The sequence below is a fragment of the Sodalis praecaptivus genome, assembly GCF_000517425.1.
GTDB classification, from domain to species: Bacteria; Pseudomonadota; Gammaproteobacteria; order Enterobacterales; family Enterobacteriaceae; genus Sodalis_A; species Sodalis_A praecaptivus.
On the sequence record NZ_CP006569.1, the window covers coordinates 664314 to 679128 of the forward strand.

The 14815-nt window shown below is 57.4% G+C and carries 17 protein-coding genes; 15 read left to right on the forward strand and 2 right to left on the reverse strand.

The features are described from left to right. The first annotated feature begins 3 nt into the window (after positions 1–3). The 10 genes from sctT (at position 4) to SANT_RS03060 (ending at position 7332) form a co-directional block, all read left to right on the forward strand. The gene (gene sctT / locus SANT_RS03015; protein WP_025420824.1) at positions 4–801 is read left to right on the forward strand and encodes a type III secretion system export apparatus subunit SctT; all 798 of its coding nucleotides are present in this window, start codon (positions 4–6) and stop codon (positions 799–801) included. Next, a complete protein-coding gene (locus SANT_RS03020; protein ID WP_025420825.1) occupies positions 791–1849 on the forward strand; it encodes an EscU/YscU/HrcU family type III secretion system export apparatus switch protein in 1059 nt (352 codons plus the stop codon). The genes sctT and SANT_RS03020 overlap by 11 nt, the downstream gene beginning before the upstream one ends. 94 nt (positions 1850–1943) lie before the next feature. Continuing rightward, complete coding sequence (locus tag SANT_RS03025) at positions 1944–2450, forward strand: tetratricopeptide repeat protein (protein WP_025420826.1); 507 nt, start codon at positions 1944–1946, stop codon at positions 2448–2450. Between the two features lie 433 nt (positions 2451–2883). After that, entirely contained in the window at positions 2884–4077 is a 1194-nt protein-coding gene (locus tag SANT_RS03030; protein ID WP_025420827.1) for a PrgH/EprH family type III secretion inner membrane ring protein, read from the forward strand. 11 nt (positions 4078–4088) lie between these two features. Continuing rightward, positions 4089–4343: a hypothetical protein gene (locus SANT_RS03035; protein WP_025420828.1), complete on the forward strand. Its 255-nt coding sequence runs from the start codon at positions 4089–4091 to the stop codon at positions 4341–4343. A gap of 44 nt (positions 4344–4387) precedes the next feature. After that, positions 4388–4699, forward strand: coding sequence for a hypothetical protein (locus SANT_RS03040; protein WP_025420829.1), 312 nt, complete (start codon positions 4388–4390; stop codon positions 4697–4699). After that, the gene (locus SANT_RS03045; protein WP_025420830.1) at positions 4696–5457 is read left to right on the forward strand and encodes an EscJ/YscJ/HrcJ family type III secretion inner membrane ring protein; all 762 of its coding nucleotides are present in this window, start codon (positions 4696–4698) and stop codon (positions 5455–5457) included. Before SANT_RS03040 ends, SANT_RS03045 begins: the two co-directional genes overlap by 4 nt. After that, a complete protein-coding gene (locus SANT_RS03050; protein ID WP_025420831.1) occupies positions 5438–6037 on the forward strand; it encodes a type III secretion apparatus protein OrgA/MxiK in 600 nt (199 codons plus the stop codon). The genes SANT_RS03045 and SANT_RS03050 overlap by 20 nt, the downstream gene beginning before the upstream one ends. Continuing rightward, entirely contained in the window at positions 6024–6671 is a 648-nt protein-coding gene (locus tag SANT_RS03055) for a hypothetical protein (protein WP_148296229.1), read from the forward strand. The genes SANT_RS03050 and SANT_RS03055 overlap by 14 nt, the downstream gene beginning before the upstream one ends. Positions 6672–6729: 58 nt before the next feature. Further along, a complete protein-coding gene (locus SANT_RS03060; RefSeq protein WP_025420833.1) occupies positions 6730–7332 on the forward strand; it encodes a hypothetical protein in 603 nt (200 codons plus the stop codon). 15 nt (positions 7333–7347) lie between these two features. Here SANT_RS03060 and yajD read toward each other — a convergent pair whose 3' ends face one another. Further along, complete coding sequence (gene yajD, locus SANT_RS03065) at positions 7348–7689, reverse strand: HNH nuclease YajD (RefSeq protein ID WP_025420834.1); 342 nt, start codon at positions 7687–7689, stop codon at positions 7348–7350. A 183-nt stretch (positions 7690–7872) separates the two neighbouring features. Here yajD and SANT_RS03070 point away from each other — a divergent pair, with 183 nt between their 5' ends. Then, positions 7873–9321: a glycosyltransferase family 39 protein gene (locus SANT_RS03070; protein WP_025420835.1), complete on the forward strand. Its 1449-nt coding sequence runs from the start codon at positions 7873–7875 to the stop codon at positions 9319–9321. 197 nt (positions 9322–9518) lie between these two features. Here the strand turns inward: SANT_RS03070 and SANT_RS03075 are convergent, their stop codons facing one another. Beyond that, positions 9519–10739 carry a pyridoxal phosphate-dependent aminotransferase gene (locus tag SANT_RS03075; protein WP_025420836.1) on the reverse strand — a complete coding sequence of 407 codons (1221 nt, stop codon included), beginning with the start codon at positions 10737–10739 and terminating at the stop codon, positions 9519–9521. A 333-nt stretch (positions 10740–11072) separates the two neighbouring features. Between SANT_RS03075 and SANT_RS03080 the strand changes: the two genes are divergently transcribed. The 4 genes from SANT_RS03080 (at position 11073) to arsC (ending at position 14472) form a co-directional block, all read left to right on the forward strand. Then, positions 11073–12092 carry a phosphotransferase enzyme family protein gene (locus tag SANT_RS03080; protein WP_025420837.1) on the forward strand — a complete coding sequence of 340 codons (1020 nt, stop codon included), beginning with the start codon at positions 11073–11075 and terminating at the stop codon, positions 12090–12092. Positions 12093–12515: 423 nt separating this feature from the next. Next, positions 12516–13337 carry a winged helix-turn-helix domain-containing protein gene (locus SANT_RS03085; protein WP_025420838.1) on the forward strand — a complete coding sequence of 274 codons (822 nt, stop codon included), beginning with the start codon at positions 12516–12518 and terminating at the stop codon, positions 13335–13337. Then, positions 13334–13831 (forward strand): FidL-like protein, encoded by a 498-nt coding sequence (locus SANT_RS03090; protein WP_025420839.1) that lies wholly within the window; start codon positions 13334–13336, stop codon positions 13829–13831. The genes SANT_RS03085 and SANT_RS03090 overlap by 4 nt, the downstream gene beginning before the upstream one ends. Before the next feature lie 278 nt (positions 13832–14109). Continuing rightward, on the forward strand, positions 14110–14472 hold the full coding sequence (gene arsC, locus SANT_RS03095) for an arsenate reductase (glutaredoxin) (RefSeq protein WP_025420840.1): 363 nt from the start codon (positions 14110–14112) through the stop codon (positions 14470–14472). Positions 14473–14815 lie beyond the last annotated feature (343 nt).

Below are 14815 nucleotides of genomic sequence, written 5' to 3' on the forward strand. Positions count from 1 at the left end.
CTGATGATCTCGCCTCTGTGGTCTTCCCTGTATGAATGGCTCGTTACCCTGGCGGTGGTGTCGGCACGCATTACGCCGATGTTTTTCCTGTTGCCGTTTTTCAGCGGCAGCATTGTTAGCATTACCGTCCGCACGCCGGTCATTTTTTTCGTCGGCGCCGCCCTGTGGCCTTACTCTTTCGACGCCATGGCCTCCCTTGAGCGCGCGCACATGCTGGAAATCGTGCTGCGCGAGGCGGCGATTGGCCTTCTGCTGGCAATATTATTGGCGCTGCCGTTTTGGGTTATGCATGGTCTGGGGGCGCTGATTGACTATCAGCGCGGCGCCTTGCTCAGCAGCGCCTATGATCCCATCAGCGGCGTCGATACTTCGGAACTGGCCAATTTATTTAATCTCTTTTTTGCCGCGGTGTTTTTGCAGGGGGGCGGTTTGACGCTGCTGCTCGAGGTCTTTGTCGGCAGTTATCAACTGTGCGATCCACTACAGCCCTGCCTGCCGTCGCTTGGCAAAATGACCACTCTGCTAGAGACGATGACGACGCGTATCCTGGTGCTTTCAAGCCCCGTGTTGGCGGCGCTGTTGCTTATTGAGATTTTGCTGGGCCTGCTTTCCCGCTTTGCGCCGCAGATGAATGCCTTCGCCATCGCATTAACGCTTAAGAGCGGCGTGACCTTCCTCATTATTTTGATTTACTTCGCGCCGCTGCTGCCGGACATGTTTCGTCAATATTGGCTGACGCCTCCCCAGCTGGAAGCCTGGCTGAGCGACGACCCATCGAAGGAGAGGGGCAATGAGCAATAAAACCGAAAAGCCGACGCCTAAACGCCTGCGCGACGCCGCGAAAAAAGGGCAAACGTTTAAATCCCGCGATGCCATCATCGCCTGCACGATGCTCTGCGGCGTCGCTTGGCTAACCTCCTTTACCTCGCTGGAGAGCCTAATGGATTTTTATCGCCAACTGGTGGCCGGCAATTTTTCGTTATCTCTGAGCGCCTACCGCAACGCGCTAGTGCTTCTCGCCCTGCGGCTGCTGCTGCCGATCATAGCGATAGGGATTGCGGCGTCGGCGCTGCCGTTGCTGCTGCAAACCGGCTTTCTGCTGGCGACCCGGGCGTTCAAGCTCAATTTCCAGGCCCTCAATCCCGCCCGCGGGATTAAGAAAATATTTAGCCTGCGTACCGCGAAAGACGGCGTAAAAGCGATGCTCTATCTGGGGGGATTCGCTATGGCGCTGGTGATCGTCTGGCGCAGTCAGCGGCAATTACTCTTTGCGCAGCTGTTTGCCAATCCGCAGGACATCGTGACCATCTGGCGACAATTGCTTATGTCGCTGGTACTTACCTGCTTGTTGTGTATCGTCTGCGTAATGATCCTTGACGCTATTGCCGACTACTTTTTGCACCTGCGCGATCTTAAAATGGATAAGCAGGAGATTAAGAGGGAGATGAAAGAGCAGGAAGGAGACCCGGAGATAAAACATCGCCGCCGCGAAGCCCACATGGAGATCTTATCTGAACAGACCCAATCCGATATTAAAGGATCGCAATTGATTATTGCCAATCCCACTCATCTCGCTGTGGGCATTTATCATAATCCAGAACTGACCCCTGTGCCGTTTATCTCGGTGCTGGCGCGTAATCAACGGGCGCTGGCCGTGCGCGCCTATGCGAAAAAGGTCGGCGTGCCGGTAATTGAAGATGTGAAATTGGCCCGACGGATTTACCATACCCATCACCTCTATTCTTTTGTCAAGATTAACGAGCTTGACGAGGTGCTCAGGTTATTAAGCTGGTTACAAGATGTAGAAAATGCCGGGCATTATGATTATGCAAAAGAGAATGATGAATAGATTTTCTTTTGCATAATAACTAAGTGTGTCATTTAACCCCTATTTTACTCTGATAATTTATCTTATTTGATATGGCTATTTTCAGGAGATAAACATGACCGCTGATAATTATATTCAGAAAAAAAATATTGCTGAAACATTATGGAAGGTGGTAAACAGCGGCGCCGGAGAAAGGGCTATGCGCGAGCTACCTGAAGGTTGGCTGACGGATCTTGCCGGCGGTGACGATAATGACGATCTTCATCAGCAGCTGGAAAATGCCGCGGTTTTTTTCCGCTTTCTGTGCATTTACGACTGCCATAACCCGGATTATTATATTGGCCTCGGGGCAGTCTATCAGTTACAAAAGCAGTATCAAAAGGCGGCAGATATTTATGCGGTAGCGTTTTCTATGGCGAAACAGGATTACCGACCGGTTTTTTACAGCGGCCAGTGTCAGGCGCTGATGCATAAAAAAGCCAAAGCGAAGCGCTATTTTCAATTGGTCATTGATCATTGCCAGCAAAACGAGTTGACCCGCTGGGCGCGCCAGAGCCTCGACGAACTGAGTCAATCCGCGGGTCAGGAACAGCATAATGCCGGTCTGGAAGACTGTCCCTGATGGAGGGACCTGTGCCGCTCCCGCGTGAAGAACGCGGGGCGCATCTTGCGCGTGCCTCGTCTGGGCAATAACTTACGATGTTGCGCCGGGGAATAGACGATGTCTCGGGTGGGTGACAATAGGTCCGCTAAAGCGCGATGTTATTGTCAGGTCAAAACCCGATATTGGAACTTGGCGCGCAAGACTCTCGACCACCGCGATGCTTCATTGTGGCAATAGCAAGAGCCTTGAGGGGAAATAATAAATTGCCCCGGTGAAAGCGGGTCACTTTAAGCGTATTATGACGGCGATGATAAGAATTTATTTCTCCAGGCGGCAATAATTCCTCGCGCGCAATAATAATTTATCAGATTTCCATCATGAAGTTTCGCTAATGAACGGGTTATACTTATATTAATTACCTCGCAGGTTACGGTATTGATAGATATTATGGATGATGAATAAAAAAAACGAACTTGGGTTGCTGTGCCGGGACGGTCTCGTATTACGCTTGCTGAACGGTTCGCTTAAAGGATGCGAATATTTCCTTAGCGCACCCATAACGTTATTTGTTGCCGGTGGCGAGGGGCAGACCGGCCCACGTCATGAACCGCCTTCCCTGCCGCCGGAGACCATTTTCATTCCGCGTCATCAGGGCGGCGTCAATTTTGAAATTGTCATTGCTACCGCCGCGCCGCACAAAAGCGTGCTGCGCGTTTTAAAGGATGACGGTATCCGCGAAACACCCCTGGTCGCCAATCGGGTGTTGACCGCCGGCCCGCAGGCGCTGGCGGTCAGAGCGGCGGCGGCGGCGTGGGATGCGGCGATTCTGGACTATTGCGAGACGCCAACGCCGGTCGCGCCGGCGCGATGGCGCCGCAGGGGCGTACTGGCTCTGATGTCGCTGATAGCCCTGCTTGGCGCGGGTTATCTGCTGCGGTACGACATCGTTACGGGTCATGAGGATGTCGCGACCTTGGGCAGGCATCTTGCCGGTGACAACGGTAAGTTCCATCTTTTGCCCGGCAAGGACGGGAGCCTGTATATGCTGGCCGACAGTGAGCGTGATGCCGCCTGGGGCCGCCAGTCGCTGGTGCGCCACACCTCTGCCGCCGCGGTGAAGGTGCTGAGCTGTAACGACGAGCGCAGGCGGGTGCATGCCTGGCTGGAACGGTACTATCCCTGGCTGGGTTTTCATCGCATCCACATCGACGATCCGTCCGCGCCGGAGCTGATTCTCAGCCGACAGCGTGCCGTGCTCTCCCCGGCGGAGCAGGATCGATTGAGCGAGGCGCTATTGGAAATGTTGCCTTATGCGCGGCAGATCTCGTTCGGGCAGTTGGACGACGACGCTGTGGTGCGCGACGCCGAAAACGGCTTGAGACAGCTGGCGATCGGCTATCAGCGCGTCGATCATCCCAACAGCGTCACCTTCGTGATAAACGGTGCGCTGGAGGACGGCGAGCGCCAGCGAATCCGCCGCTATGTGGAGGCCTTCCAGCAGCGGTGGAGCAGCAACTATGTGCAGTTCGCCGTCGACCTTAAGGACGACCCGCTGGCGGGAAAATCTTTTTCCTACGGCCAGCAGAATTTTGTCAAACCCAACGCCGGCCACTGGCATTTCACCCCATCGTCATCCAACAGATAAGGAGATAAAACGTGAACGGTATCGGTAGCCTAAGCCCGAGTGAACAGAGCAGGTACGCTGGCAATCCCAGCCAAGCCGTAAATCACATTGAGTCGATATACGATAGGGCTGCTAATGCGGTAAATCAACAGGATAATATTGATCCCCTGGCGGCATACATGGCGCAGAAAAATGACGCGAATCTTAAAAACGGCTTTCTCAGCCTGACGACCCGATTAAAGATGTTCAGCGATATCGTCTCGGAAATCATTCGCAACTCGCGCTAACGGCAAGGCGGGAAACTTGCCTCACTCTCAAAGGAAACGAGATTATGCACGCAAGCATCAGCCCCGTTCGGCGGGGCAACCCTCTCCAGCACACTTCGACCGTTTCCGTCGCGCGGGAGGGGATCCGCAGCCTGGAGGAGCAATTATTGCACACCCTTGCCGCCGGCGTGGCCGAGAACCACCACGACAAGCTCGCGCTATTGCGGCCGCCGCCCCCGCTAACTCAGCGGCATGACGCGCTGACGGACATGGTGCGGCAGCAAGTCAACGGCATGAAATACACCATGCGCACCTCGCTGATAGCGGCACTGGTCAATAAAGCCACCCTGGCGGTAAAGACCGTGCTAGGCACATGAGCAGCGCCAGCCGCCTGGCCTGCGGCGCCATGTTGATCGCCATGCTGAGCGCCTGTAAAGATGAAGCGTTGCTTAAAAGCCTCGATCAGGTGCAGGCTAACGAGGTCATTGCCACACTGCAACGCAACAATATCGCCGCTGAGAAGAGAGACCACGGCAAAAGTGGTTACAGCATTACCATTAGCAAAGTGGATTTGCCGGCGGCCGTGGATCTGTTGAAAACTTACCAGTTACCTTCGCCGCCCCGCATGGAAATCGCGCGGATGTTTCCCGGCGACTCACTGGTTTCTTCGCCGCGCGCCGAAAAGGCAAGGTTGTATTCGGCTATCGAACAGCGTCTGGAGCAATCATTGCAGGTGCTTGAGGGGGTCGTGAATGCGCGCGTTCACGTCAGCTACGATATCGACGCCGGCGAGAACGGCAGGACGCCTCGACCGGTACACCTTTCCGCGCTTGTGAGCTATGAGCCGGAAAGCGACCCCTCGCTCTTGATAGGCGATGTGAAACGTTTCTTGAAAAACAGCTTCGCCGAGGTGGCCTACGAGCATATTTCAGTCGTCCTCTCCCGCCGGCCGGTGCCGCAGCATCTACCGCCGGTGCGTCAGTCGCCCACCGCGGCGGCATCGCTGAACGGCTGGCGGCTGGGGGGCGTTGGCGCCGGTCTGGCCTTGCTGCTGTCGGCCGGTTTATGGTGGCGAAAAAAGCGGGCCGCGGCCATGCCCGCGCGCGAGATGAGCGATGAGTGTCGTGCCCCTTGATAGCATTATGTACGATCCCCTGACGTGGATCCATCCGGCCCGCTTTGCGCTGCCTGCCAGGCTGGACGGCATCGCGCAGCGCTCGATACTTAACGGTATGCTGATAAGCCTGTACGGGCTCAGTCTTGAGCGTCCGGCGCTGCCCGCGCACTCTTTGCCGCGCCAGTTCGTCGAGGCGTGGCATTTGCTGCCCCAAACGGCGCTGCTGATGGCCTGTCAGCGTCATCGGGCCTCGCTCGCTATAGGCGGGTGCGGTGCCGGTTTGCCCGATTGGTTGCGACAGTTCGCCGCGCTACCGCTGATGGCATCCCGATCATCGCCCACGGAGAGCTTGCCCAGCCCGGCACGGCTGTTAGCGTGGGGGCGATATGAATTGCTGGCGTTTGCGGACGGTTTGCCCCGCGGCCTGCGCCAGCGCTTGGATCTGCTGTTCCCGCCGGAGGAGGGCCGGGATGATTCACATGGATTGTCCCGACCGTCCCCCTGTCGACTATTACTCAAACTTGCCTTTCAACATGCCAAGAGACATCCCGCTACGCCGGATGCCGCCGGTTTACGGCGGTATATTGATCAAACGTGAACACCTCCAGCGCCAGCGTTGCGCGATGGATTTAATCAAACAGGCCCGCCGCGAGGCGGTGAAATGCCTTAAACAGGCCGCCGAAGAGGCGGAGCGCTTGCGAAGCCAGGCCATAAGCGAAGGATACCAGCAGGGGGTGTTGGCCGCGGCGGACGCGGTGGCCGACTATCTTGCCGAGCGGCAGGGTCTGCATCTGTCGCTGCAGCGCGAGGTTGAGGACCACGCCCGCGCGCTGCTTACGGCGGCATTGTCCCATGCTGATTTGCTGCTGGTGCTGCTGGAAGAGTGGCTGGCGCAACAGCCCGAGCCGTCGATTCCGGCGCCGCTGGAGCTGTGGGTGCCAGCGGATCGCCGCGCCGCCGCGCTACGGCTCAAGCGCCAGATAGGCGCGCTGTGGCGCGGCAAATATGACATTATCGCCCACGACGGCGGGAGTTTTATCATGAAATATGGCGATCAGGTCGCGGAATTTGATGCCGAGGCGTTTATCGACGCGGCAACCCGGCAGATGGCCTCTTGCCCTGACTATGGCACCAAAGTCCGCCGGCTCAGTGAACAAGGGCTGCAAGCGCTGTCGGAACGGCTGATGCGGCATTTCGCCGGCGAACATGCTCTGCCGATAAGTGAACCTTAGCGCGCATCGTCAGTCTGTCGTCAGAGCGGCAGTGATTAGTGAAGGCACAATGGGAGCAATGATGACTGAATCTCAACCTCAACGCGGAGGGGATCGCCGCCTTGGCGTCGCCATCGCGCTGGCGGCGGCGCTGGCGTTAAGCGGCTGTGCCTGGGGGCCCGCCGACGACAACCCCGCGCGCGCCTGGCTGGCAAGCGTGGCCGATCCTGGCTGCACGGCTGGCGGCGCCGTAACCCACCGGCAGACGCCGCCGATGCTCTATCGCGCGCTGGCGAGCTGCATTCGCGCGCAGCATTATCAGGACGGCGTGCTGCTGTTTGCTCTCGCGGGCAGCTACAGCTGGTATGACGCGCTGCGGGTGGATAGCGATGAAGCGCGGGAGGCGCATAGCCTGCTGCTGGCGGAAACTCTGAAGAGCGTCGATAAGCGCCGGCGGCAGGCCTTTTGGATGGTGGCGAAAGCGACCCTTGCGGATAAACAGGGGCATCAGGCCATCTGCCAGCGCATTCAGGCGATCGGTAAACCGGTCTATCTGCCTGACTATCTGTCATCGTTCGCCGCCGCCGGCGCCCTTACCCGGCCGATGGACGATGAGGCGATGTGGAAGGCCGCGATCGCGGGCTATATGCATTGCCCTACCGACGTGCTGGTCATCCGCTGATCGGCGCCCACCCGGCTATTTCTTCATCATGGCCTTCAGATTGGCAAAGGGGTTGTGGGTCGCCATCCCCACGTCCCGCTGCGCATCCTCGCCCGCGACCACCGTCGAGCCGTACAGGCTTGCCTCAGTGTATTTCTCATGCTCATGGTCGTGGCAATACAGGCACAACATCTCCCAATTGCTGCCGTCCTCGGGATTGTTGCCGTGGTCGTGATCGATATGATGCACCGTCAGCTCGCGCAAGTTGGAATAGGTAAACTCGCGGCTGCAACGGCCACAAACCCAGGGAAACAGCTTCAACGCTTTTTCACGATAGCCGTTTTCCAGCCGGGCATAATTTTTTGGAATATAAGCCATAAATGACACGCTCTCCGCGCGGTAGAAAACCCCTTGAGAGTGTAGCTTAAATCCCGCCGCTATCGCTATACCCCTTGGCGGCGACGGGACGCCGCCGGGATTTTCCCCGCCGGCGATATAGATGTTTAAGTAACGTTTATCGCTGCGGCACTATGGTAGGAAAAAATTAATTTACCGAAGTACATGAAAAGAGATCAAATTCTTCTGCTTGGCTGGTGTGTCGGCTATGCCATGCTATGGACGGGTGTCACCTTCCTGCTAGATCCCACCGTTCCTTATGATGCTATCGAGGCGCTGAATTGGGCGATGAATGCGGAATGGGGATCGCCCAAAAATCCCTGGCTGGTGGGCCTGGTCATGCGGCCGGCGCTCTGGCTGTCGGCACCCTGGTTGAGCTTTTACTGGTATGCGACGCATTTTCTGGCGGTTGCGCTGGGCATGTTTGGCGTTTGGCAACTTGCCTGGCGCCTAAGCGGCGACAGACGCCTGGCCTGGCTGGCGCTGCTGGCGCTCAACCTCAGCGGCGTCATCAATTTCGATATCATTTCCTTTAACGATAATTATCTGTTGGTCATGCTCTGGCCTTGGCTGTGGGTGTTTTTCCTACGGGCCGCCTTCGATCGCCCCGGTTGGTGGCTGGCGTTCGCCGTGACGGGGGGGCTGGCGTGCATGGCGAAATATTCCAGCCTCTCGTTCATGTTCTCGGCCTGGATGTTAACGCTGCTAATGCCGGCCATCCGTCGGAGTTATCGCCAACCGGCGTTTTATTTGGCCGTTCTGGTATGGCTTATTATTGTGGCGCCAAACGGATGGTGGTTGTGGCAAAACGACTTTGCCGCCGTTAAATGGGTGGATTCGCAGGTCACGCCCGGAGTGACGCTGCACGGGCTAAGCTCGGCAGCGACGGTGTTTTATCCGTTGGCGGTGCTCGCCGCCGTGCTCATCGTACTGCGGGCCCGTCTGGGCTGGCCACCTACCCCGCAGGGCCGGGCGGCCCTGGGAATGATGGTGATCCCGCTGGGACCTATCCTGGTGTGGTTCAGCCTTCACGACGGCGGCCGTATCACCGAATGGCTACAGCCTTACATGATGCCCGCCACGGCGCTGATGATGGCCTGCGTGACGCAACCGCCTAACCGGCCGCTGGCGGGTACGCTGAAAAAGCTGTTGCTGTGGGCGCCGGTGGTGCTGGCGGGTTACAGCGCGGTGATGCTGTTAAACCTGCGCGGTGCCGGCGAAAAATTAGCCGGCATCAAGCCCTTTAGCCAGCAGGTAAACGAACGCTGGCAGCGGCACTATCACCAGCCGGTGCGCTTTGTCGGGGGCGATTATTTATCCCAGTGGCTGACGTTCTACATTGACGACCGTCCGGCGGTGATTACCCCCTGGTCCGTGGAACGGCGGCCGAATATCTACACCCGCTCGTTGCGTCAGGATAGGTTGTTGCACGATGGCGTACTGCTGCTGGGGCCGCGCGGGCAGAACTGCGGCGAAGCGGATTTCAGCGATATACTGGCGCCCTGGCCGGCACTATCCATCGGTTATCGCGAGGAGATGGCGTTTGTGCCCCATCCCGGCGCCGGCGCCGTTCCGATTTGTCTGGCGTTTGTGCCGCCGATGACGCCGGAATGATCTCGCTACACGCCAACTCACCGCGGGGAAGAAATGCTGTGACTACCGCGATTCGCCGCACGGGTTAGACGCTCTGGCGGCCGTATACCGGCGCCGGTATACGGCGCCGTTTTCGCGTCTTGGACGCTGGCCGTCGCGTTTCGGCGTTGGCGACGACCCACTGCTCATGCGTCCCGGCACCCGGCAGGGGGAGAGGGTCAGCTCCGCCAGGCCGAGTGGCGCAGGAACCGGCTAAAGCGATCGGCGCCCTGTTCCAGCTTTTTGCTCGCGCTGGCAATACACCAGCGCAGGCAGCCTTCGCCCGCTTCACCGAATGCGCTGCCTGGCGCCAGCCCGACGCCGGCCTCGGCCACCAGCGCTTTACAAAATGTTAAGCTGTCGTTTAGGCCGTGTACGCGGAAAAAGAGGTACATGGCGCCCTGGGGCAGCGGTACTTCGACTTCCGCCAGCGAGCCGAGCCGCTGATAGAGATAGTCGCGGGAAGCCTGAAAGCGGGCCACCGTCTCCTGGCGCAACGCCTCGCCCTGGTTTACCGCGACCAGGCCGGCTTTTTGCACGAAACCGGGGGCGCAACTGCTGTTATATTCAATCAGTTTGCCTAATTCATGCATCAGCGCCGGCGGCGCGACCACCCAACCCAGCCGCCAGCCGGTCATCAGCCAACTTTTGGAGAAACTATTGATGACCACCAGCCTGTCGTTAGGATCGGCAATATCAAGGAATGACGGCGCGCAGCGATCGGGGGGGCCGTCATACACAATGCGGCTATAGACCTCATCGGAGACGATCCAGATACCGTGCCGCCGACAGTGCGCCAATATCTGCGCCTGTTGCGCCGCCGGCATCACCCAGCCGCTGGGGTTGTTGGGGGAATTGATCACCAGCGCCCGGCAATCGGGCGTCAAGGCGTGCAATAACGTTTCCAGTGAGAGATGCCAACGGGCGATGCCCTGCTCGTCCGGCCGCAGCTCAAGCGCGACCTCCTCCACCTGCACGCCGAGAATGCGCGGGATTTCCACCAGGTTTGGCCATACCGGCGTCACCACCACCACCCGATCCCCGGGGCTATACAGCGCTTGGGCGGTCAGCATCAGCGCGGATACCCCGGAAGAGGTCACAACGATCCGCTCTGCACTGACCGGCTGGTGCAGCCGCGAAAGGGAGTGTGCCAGCGCCTCACGCAAAGCCGGCTCGCCTAAGTTCGGCGTATAAAAGGTGTCGCCGGCGGTCAACGCCGCCTGCGCCGCCGCGCAAATAAATGCCGGCGTCGGCAAATCCGGCTCGCCGAACCAGAACGGCAAAATATCGTCGCGGCCGATGCCGGCGTTGGCGACGTCGCGAATAGCGGAGAAGCGCAAATCGCGCACCGCTTCGCGCGCCAAGGCCGGGTGTCCGGCCTGTAAAGGAAACTCTGACATAGTAACGACAGCCTTTTATTAAACTAGGGGATCCGCTGTGCCCGCCATCCGTTACGCCGCCTGCGGCAAGCGGCGCGGTAAGGATGACTGCGTATCAGCCACCCACTCCCATCAGAGTAACCGATACTTAATTGCCAACAATAGCGATAATTGCTGTCGCAGCGAGGGCGCCTACCGATAATGCCTCTCGCGGCGAACGACCGTAGCGCTTTCGGGAAAATCTTTGGTAGCAACGGCTGTTGCCCGTTGTCGGGCTAGGGGACTGAACGCTGTCGGGAGAATCGGCACCGGAATTGCATGCTTATTTGCCTCACGTCTCTCAAGGAGTTAAGCATGGCCGCCGAACAGTACGACAGTCTGGACGATGACGCGATCGTCCGTCTTGCCCATCAAGCGCTCGCCGCCTTTCCTTGGCTGACGCCACGGCGCGTGAGTCTGTTTTGTCGCTCCGAAAACGCCACATTGCGCGTCATTGATCAGCATAATCAAGGCTATGCGCTGCGCATCCATCGGCCGAATTACCATTCATTAGCGGATATCCGCAGTGAACTCTGCTGGCTGCAAGCGCTACAGGCCGCCGGCATTGCGGTGCCACAGGCCAGGCTGCAACAGGACGGCCTGCCCGTGGTCTCCCTGCGCGCCGCTAACGGGCAGACCCGCTATGCGGTTTTATTTGACTGGATTGAAGGCGCGGTGTTGCAAAGCGATGTCGACAGCGTGCGCGACACCGATTTCGTGGTGCTGGGCGAAATTACCGCCCGCTTGCACCAGCAAAGCCGGCAATGGATGCTGCCGGCCGAATTTAGCCGCCTAACCTGGGATCATGCTTCGATGGTCGGGGCGAAAGGACACTGGGGACACTGGCGATCGGTGCCCGGCCTGCGCCCGGAAGATTGCGCGCTCATTGAGCACTGCATGAGCCGGACGGCGGACGCCCTGCGACGTTACGGGCAATCTCCCGCGCGTTTTGGGCTGATCCACGCCGATTTACGGCTGACCAATGTCATGCGGTACCGGGATGAAACGCGGGTGATTGACTTCGACGACTGTGGCTTCGGCTGGTATTTACACGATCTGGCGGCGGCAGTCAGCTTCGTCGAACACCACCCCGCCGCGCCGGAATGGGTTGCGGGCTGGTTAGAAGGCTATCAACGCCACTGCCCGCTTGGCGAGGAGGATAAGGCGGTGCTGCCGGCGCTGTTCATGCAGCGGCGTATTCAACTGTTGGCGTGGGTAGGCTCCCATGCCGAGACCGAGCAGGCACGCTCCCTGGGGCCGCAATGGGTTGACGAAACGCTGCGTCTATGCCGCCGATATCGGGATAACGCTGGGCTACCGATAGGCGCCGGTTAAACAGGGAAGGGGCGCCCGCCGATTAATGCTCGCGGCGGCGGGGACAGCCCGTCTTACCTCAAGGGAATAGCGGCTTCGATGAGTAAGTAATAAAGAGATTAATAGTAAGTCTACTAATCAATAAATGGAAATTAAATGAATTTCTAGTATTTTTATATCAAAATAATTTTTTTGTGTATAATGATTGACATCACTAATAAGTATTTGAATCTACTTATTGTGAAGTCAGGGTTTCATATTTTAATGGCTTGTGGAGAATGTTATTTAATTGTGCTGAAAGAGGGGTTTTCAGCGCAGTGGGCGTTATGTCCTGAATTATCCCGTCATGCTTAATTATCGCTAATGAATATGTCTGTCGAGACGACCTGCCTGGCTTCGGACCCACTACTAATCTGACTTTGCGTCAAACAGGTGCAACTTATCGTGCTTAAAAAGTATATTATCAATGATATCATTGAATTTAACGCAGATGAATGTGTCCTCGTCTATATCAACACGGGCGATGCGATTCCGCTCACGCTGTCCGCCTCGCGTTTGCTGGAGTATTTCGTCAATTCCGGCGGCATCATTCTTACTCGCGAATCTCTACTGGAAAATGTGTGGAGCAAATACGGCCTCACCGCCTCCGGCAATAACCTGAATCAATATGTCAGCGTACTGCGGCGCACCCTGGCGGGGCTTGGCATCAATAACTTTATTGATACCCTGCCCAAGGTGGGATTCAAATTGAATCCGGCGGTCACCATTAGCCTGCCGCCGGGGGCGGAGATGGAGGGGGAGTCGCCGCCGACCGACATTGACGGGTTCCCTGCTCCCGTCGAACCTGCGCCGCCGCTCGCGGCCGGTCATCAGCGCGGGGCGAAGCGCAATCATCAACGCCATTTGGCCTTATTCGGCGGGCTGGCATTGATGATCATACTTGGCGTGCTGAGCTATTCCTTTTGGTCGACCTCGGGCGCAGTGGCCGCCCATACCATCACGCTTCCCGCCTCGGGAAAATGCCAGATCACCTTTATGCGGGATTTACCTGAGGCGGCTCGCGCCCGCAGGTTGCAAGAAATAAATGCCATTATTAAGGAAAATGACAGGGTTTGTGACAAGGAGAAGCGCGTCTATTTCGTCAGTGAGAAGGACAATGACCCCGCCAGTTTCGGCCGCACGCTGCTCTCGCTATGCCATATCGGCGGTAAGCAGGAAAATATCAGCTGTGAGAATTTCTATTATTACAACCGGAAAACGTCATGAAGTATAAACGCGTTATTGTGATTGCATTGGCGGTCGTTGTTGCCGCCGGCGCACTGTTGCACTTTCTCAGCGCAGGCGAAGACCTTTTTAACCCATCGCGGCAGATTGATTGTAAAGCGTTCACGGTGAATAACCTCGATGATGGTAACCAGCGGTTTAGGTTCTCCCTGAATGTGCGGGCGCGGTTATTCGGTAAAGGGGAGGGCACTTTGTATTATGAAGGGTATGCCAATCATAACGGTAGTGACAGTTATTTCGCCCGCACGGTGTATCTAAGCCATGCGCAGCGGGTGGGGAAAGATACCTACCGTTATCAAATCGACAATGTGGTTAAATCGCCGCTAGACCAAACTCAGGAAGCGGTCTTCGATGAATTTTGGAGTGAGAATACCGCCGACAAAAATGTGCTTTTGTTGTCGGTGACGCCGCTTGCGCCTAACACTTACCTTTTCGGCAGCGCCTTTTCTCCCCAGTTTACCTGCATCGCGCAATAAATAAACGCCGCCCCCGCTGGCATGACCGGCAGGGGACAGGCTACGCAGGCGCGAGCGACCCCCCTGTCGGGTGCACAATGGTCGGCATGAGCGACTCACGATATGCCGGCAGGGCGTTTTCGGTCATAATGTCTCCTTTATAAGCCATTTCGGTAAGAGGCGGGCCGGCACGGTTACCCGTCATGATGAATGAACGGTGCGCGGCCCGATCACGGCGCTGTGCCGGCAATTTTCCTCTGTGCCGGCTCAACGACGGCGCACGGCAAACAAGGAAGCTTATGACCTCAGTTACGATCTACCATAACCCCGCATGCGGCACTTCGCGCAAAACGCTGGCTTTGATCCGCGACAGCGGCATTGAACCGAGCGTGATCCACTATCTGGATCAGCCGCCCTCCCGGGCACAGCTGAAAGAGATGCTCAACGCTCTGGGACTGCGCGCCCGCGATCTATTGCGTAGCAAGGAAGCGCTTTACCGGCAATGGGGGTTGGAAGACGCGCAGCTTAGCGAGGAGGATCTCATAGAGGCGATGCTTAAGGCGCCCATTCTGATGAATCGGCCGATAGTGGTGACGCCCATCGGTACGCGGCTCTGTCGGCCGGCGGAAACGGTACTGGAAATTTTACCTTTGCCGCGCTAACGGGTTTTATCCCCGCGCCGCTTTGTTACACAGCTAACACGGTCAGGGGCGGTCGTTAACGCGCCTTTATAACATCCAGCGGCCTTCCGGTGGTGTACTCATGGTAGTGCGGCAAACGGTCTGCCTATTGCCTTGGACCGGCTCATTGCCGCAATGGCCTGTTTAAACCGGCGCGGGTATTTACCAGCTTATCGTCGCATTGTTGATTAATCAAAAGTCGACCAACATCGGCGTCTATTATTGCATTATCTCGGGAAGCGTCTTTTATCGTGCAGAGGGAAGCCTCATTGCGCCTTTGTCCTGGGTCGATGACGGAGGATATTAATTTATACTCGCGATCGAG

Coding starts and splice junctions, on each gene's coding strand:
- yajD (WP_025420834.1), bottom strand. CDS start 7,689: ATGGCTTATATTCCAAAAAATTATGCCCGGCTGGAAAACGGCTATCGT.
- SANT_RS03075 (WP_025420836.1), bottom strand. CDS start 10,739: ATGTCAGAGTTTCCTTTACAGGCCGGACACCCGGCCTTGGCGCGCGAA.
- SANT_RS03050 (WP_025420831.1), top strand. CDS start 5,438: ATGAGTGTCGTGCCCCTTGATAGCATTATGTACGATCCCCTGACGTGG.
- arsC (WP_025420840.1), top strand. CDS start 14,110: ATGACCTCAGTTACGATCTACCATAACCCCGCATGCGGCACTTCGCGC.
- SANT_RS03020 (WP_025420825.1), top strand. CDS start 791: ATGAGCAATAAAACCGAAAAGCCGACGCCTAAACGCCTGCGCGACGCC.
- SANT_RS03070 (WP_025420835.1), top strand. CDS start 7,873: ATGAAAAGAGATCAAATTCTTCTGCTTGGCTGGTGTGTCGGCTATGCC.
- SANT_RS03040 (WP_025420829.1), top strand. CDS start 4,388: ATGCACGCAAGCATCAGCCCCGTTCGGCGGGGCAACCCTCTCCAGCAC.
- SANT_RS03045 (WP_025420830.1), top strand. CDS start 4,696: ATGAGCAGCGCCAGCCGCCTGGCCTGCGGCGCCATGTTGATCGCCATG.
- sctT (WP_025420824.1), top strand. CDS start 4: ATGATCTCGCCTCTGTGGTCTTCCCTGTATGAATGGCTCGTTACCCTG.
- SANT_RS03080 (WP_025420837.1), top strand. CDS start 11,073: ATGGCCGCCGAACAGTACGACAGTCTGGACGATGACGCGATCGTCCGT.
- SANT_RS03090 (WP_025420839.1), top strand. CDS start 13,334: ATGAAGTATAAACGCGTTATTGTGATTGCATTGGCGGTCGTTGTTGCC.
- SANT_RS03025 (WP_025420826.1), top strand. CDS start 1,944: ATGACCGCTGATAATTATATTCAGAAAAAAAATATTGCTGAAACATTA.
- SANT_RS03030 (WP_025420827.1), top strand. CDS start 2,884: ATGATGAATAAAAAAAACGAACTTGGGTTGCTGTGCCGGGACGGTCTC.
- SANT_RS03060 (WP_025420833.1), top strand. CDS start 6,730: ATGATGACTGAATCTCAACCTCAACGCGGAGGGGATCGCCGCCTTGGC.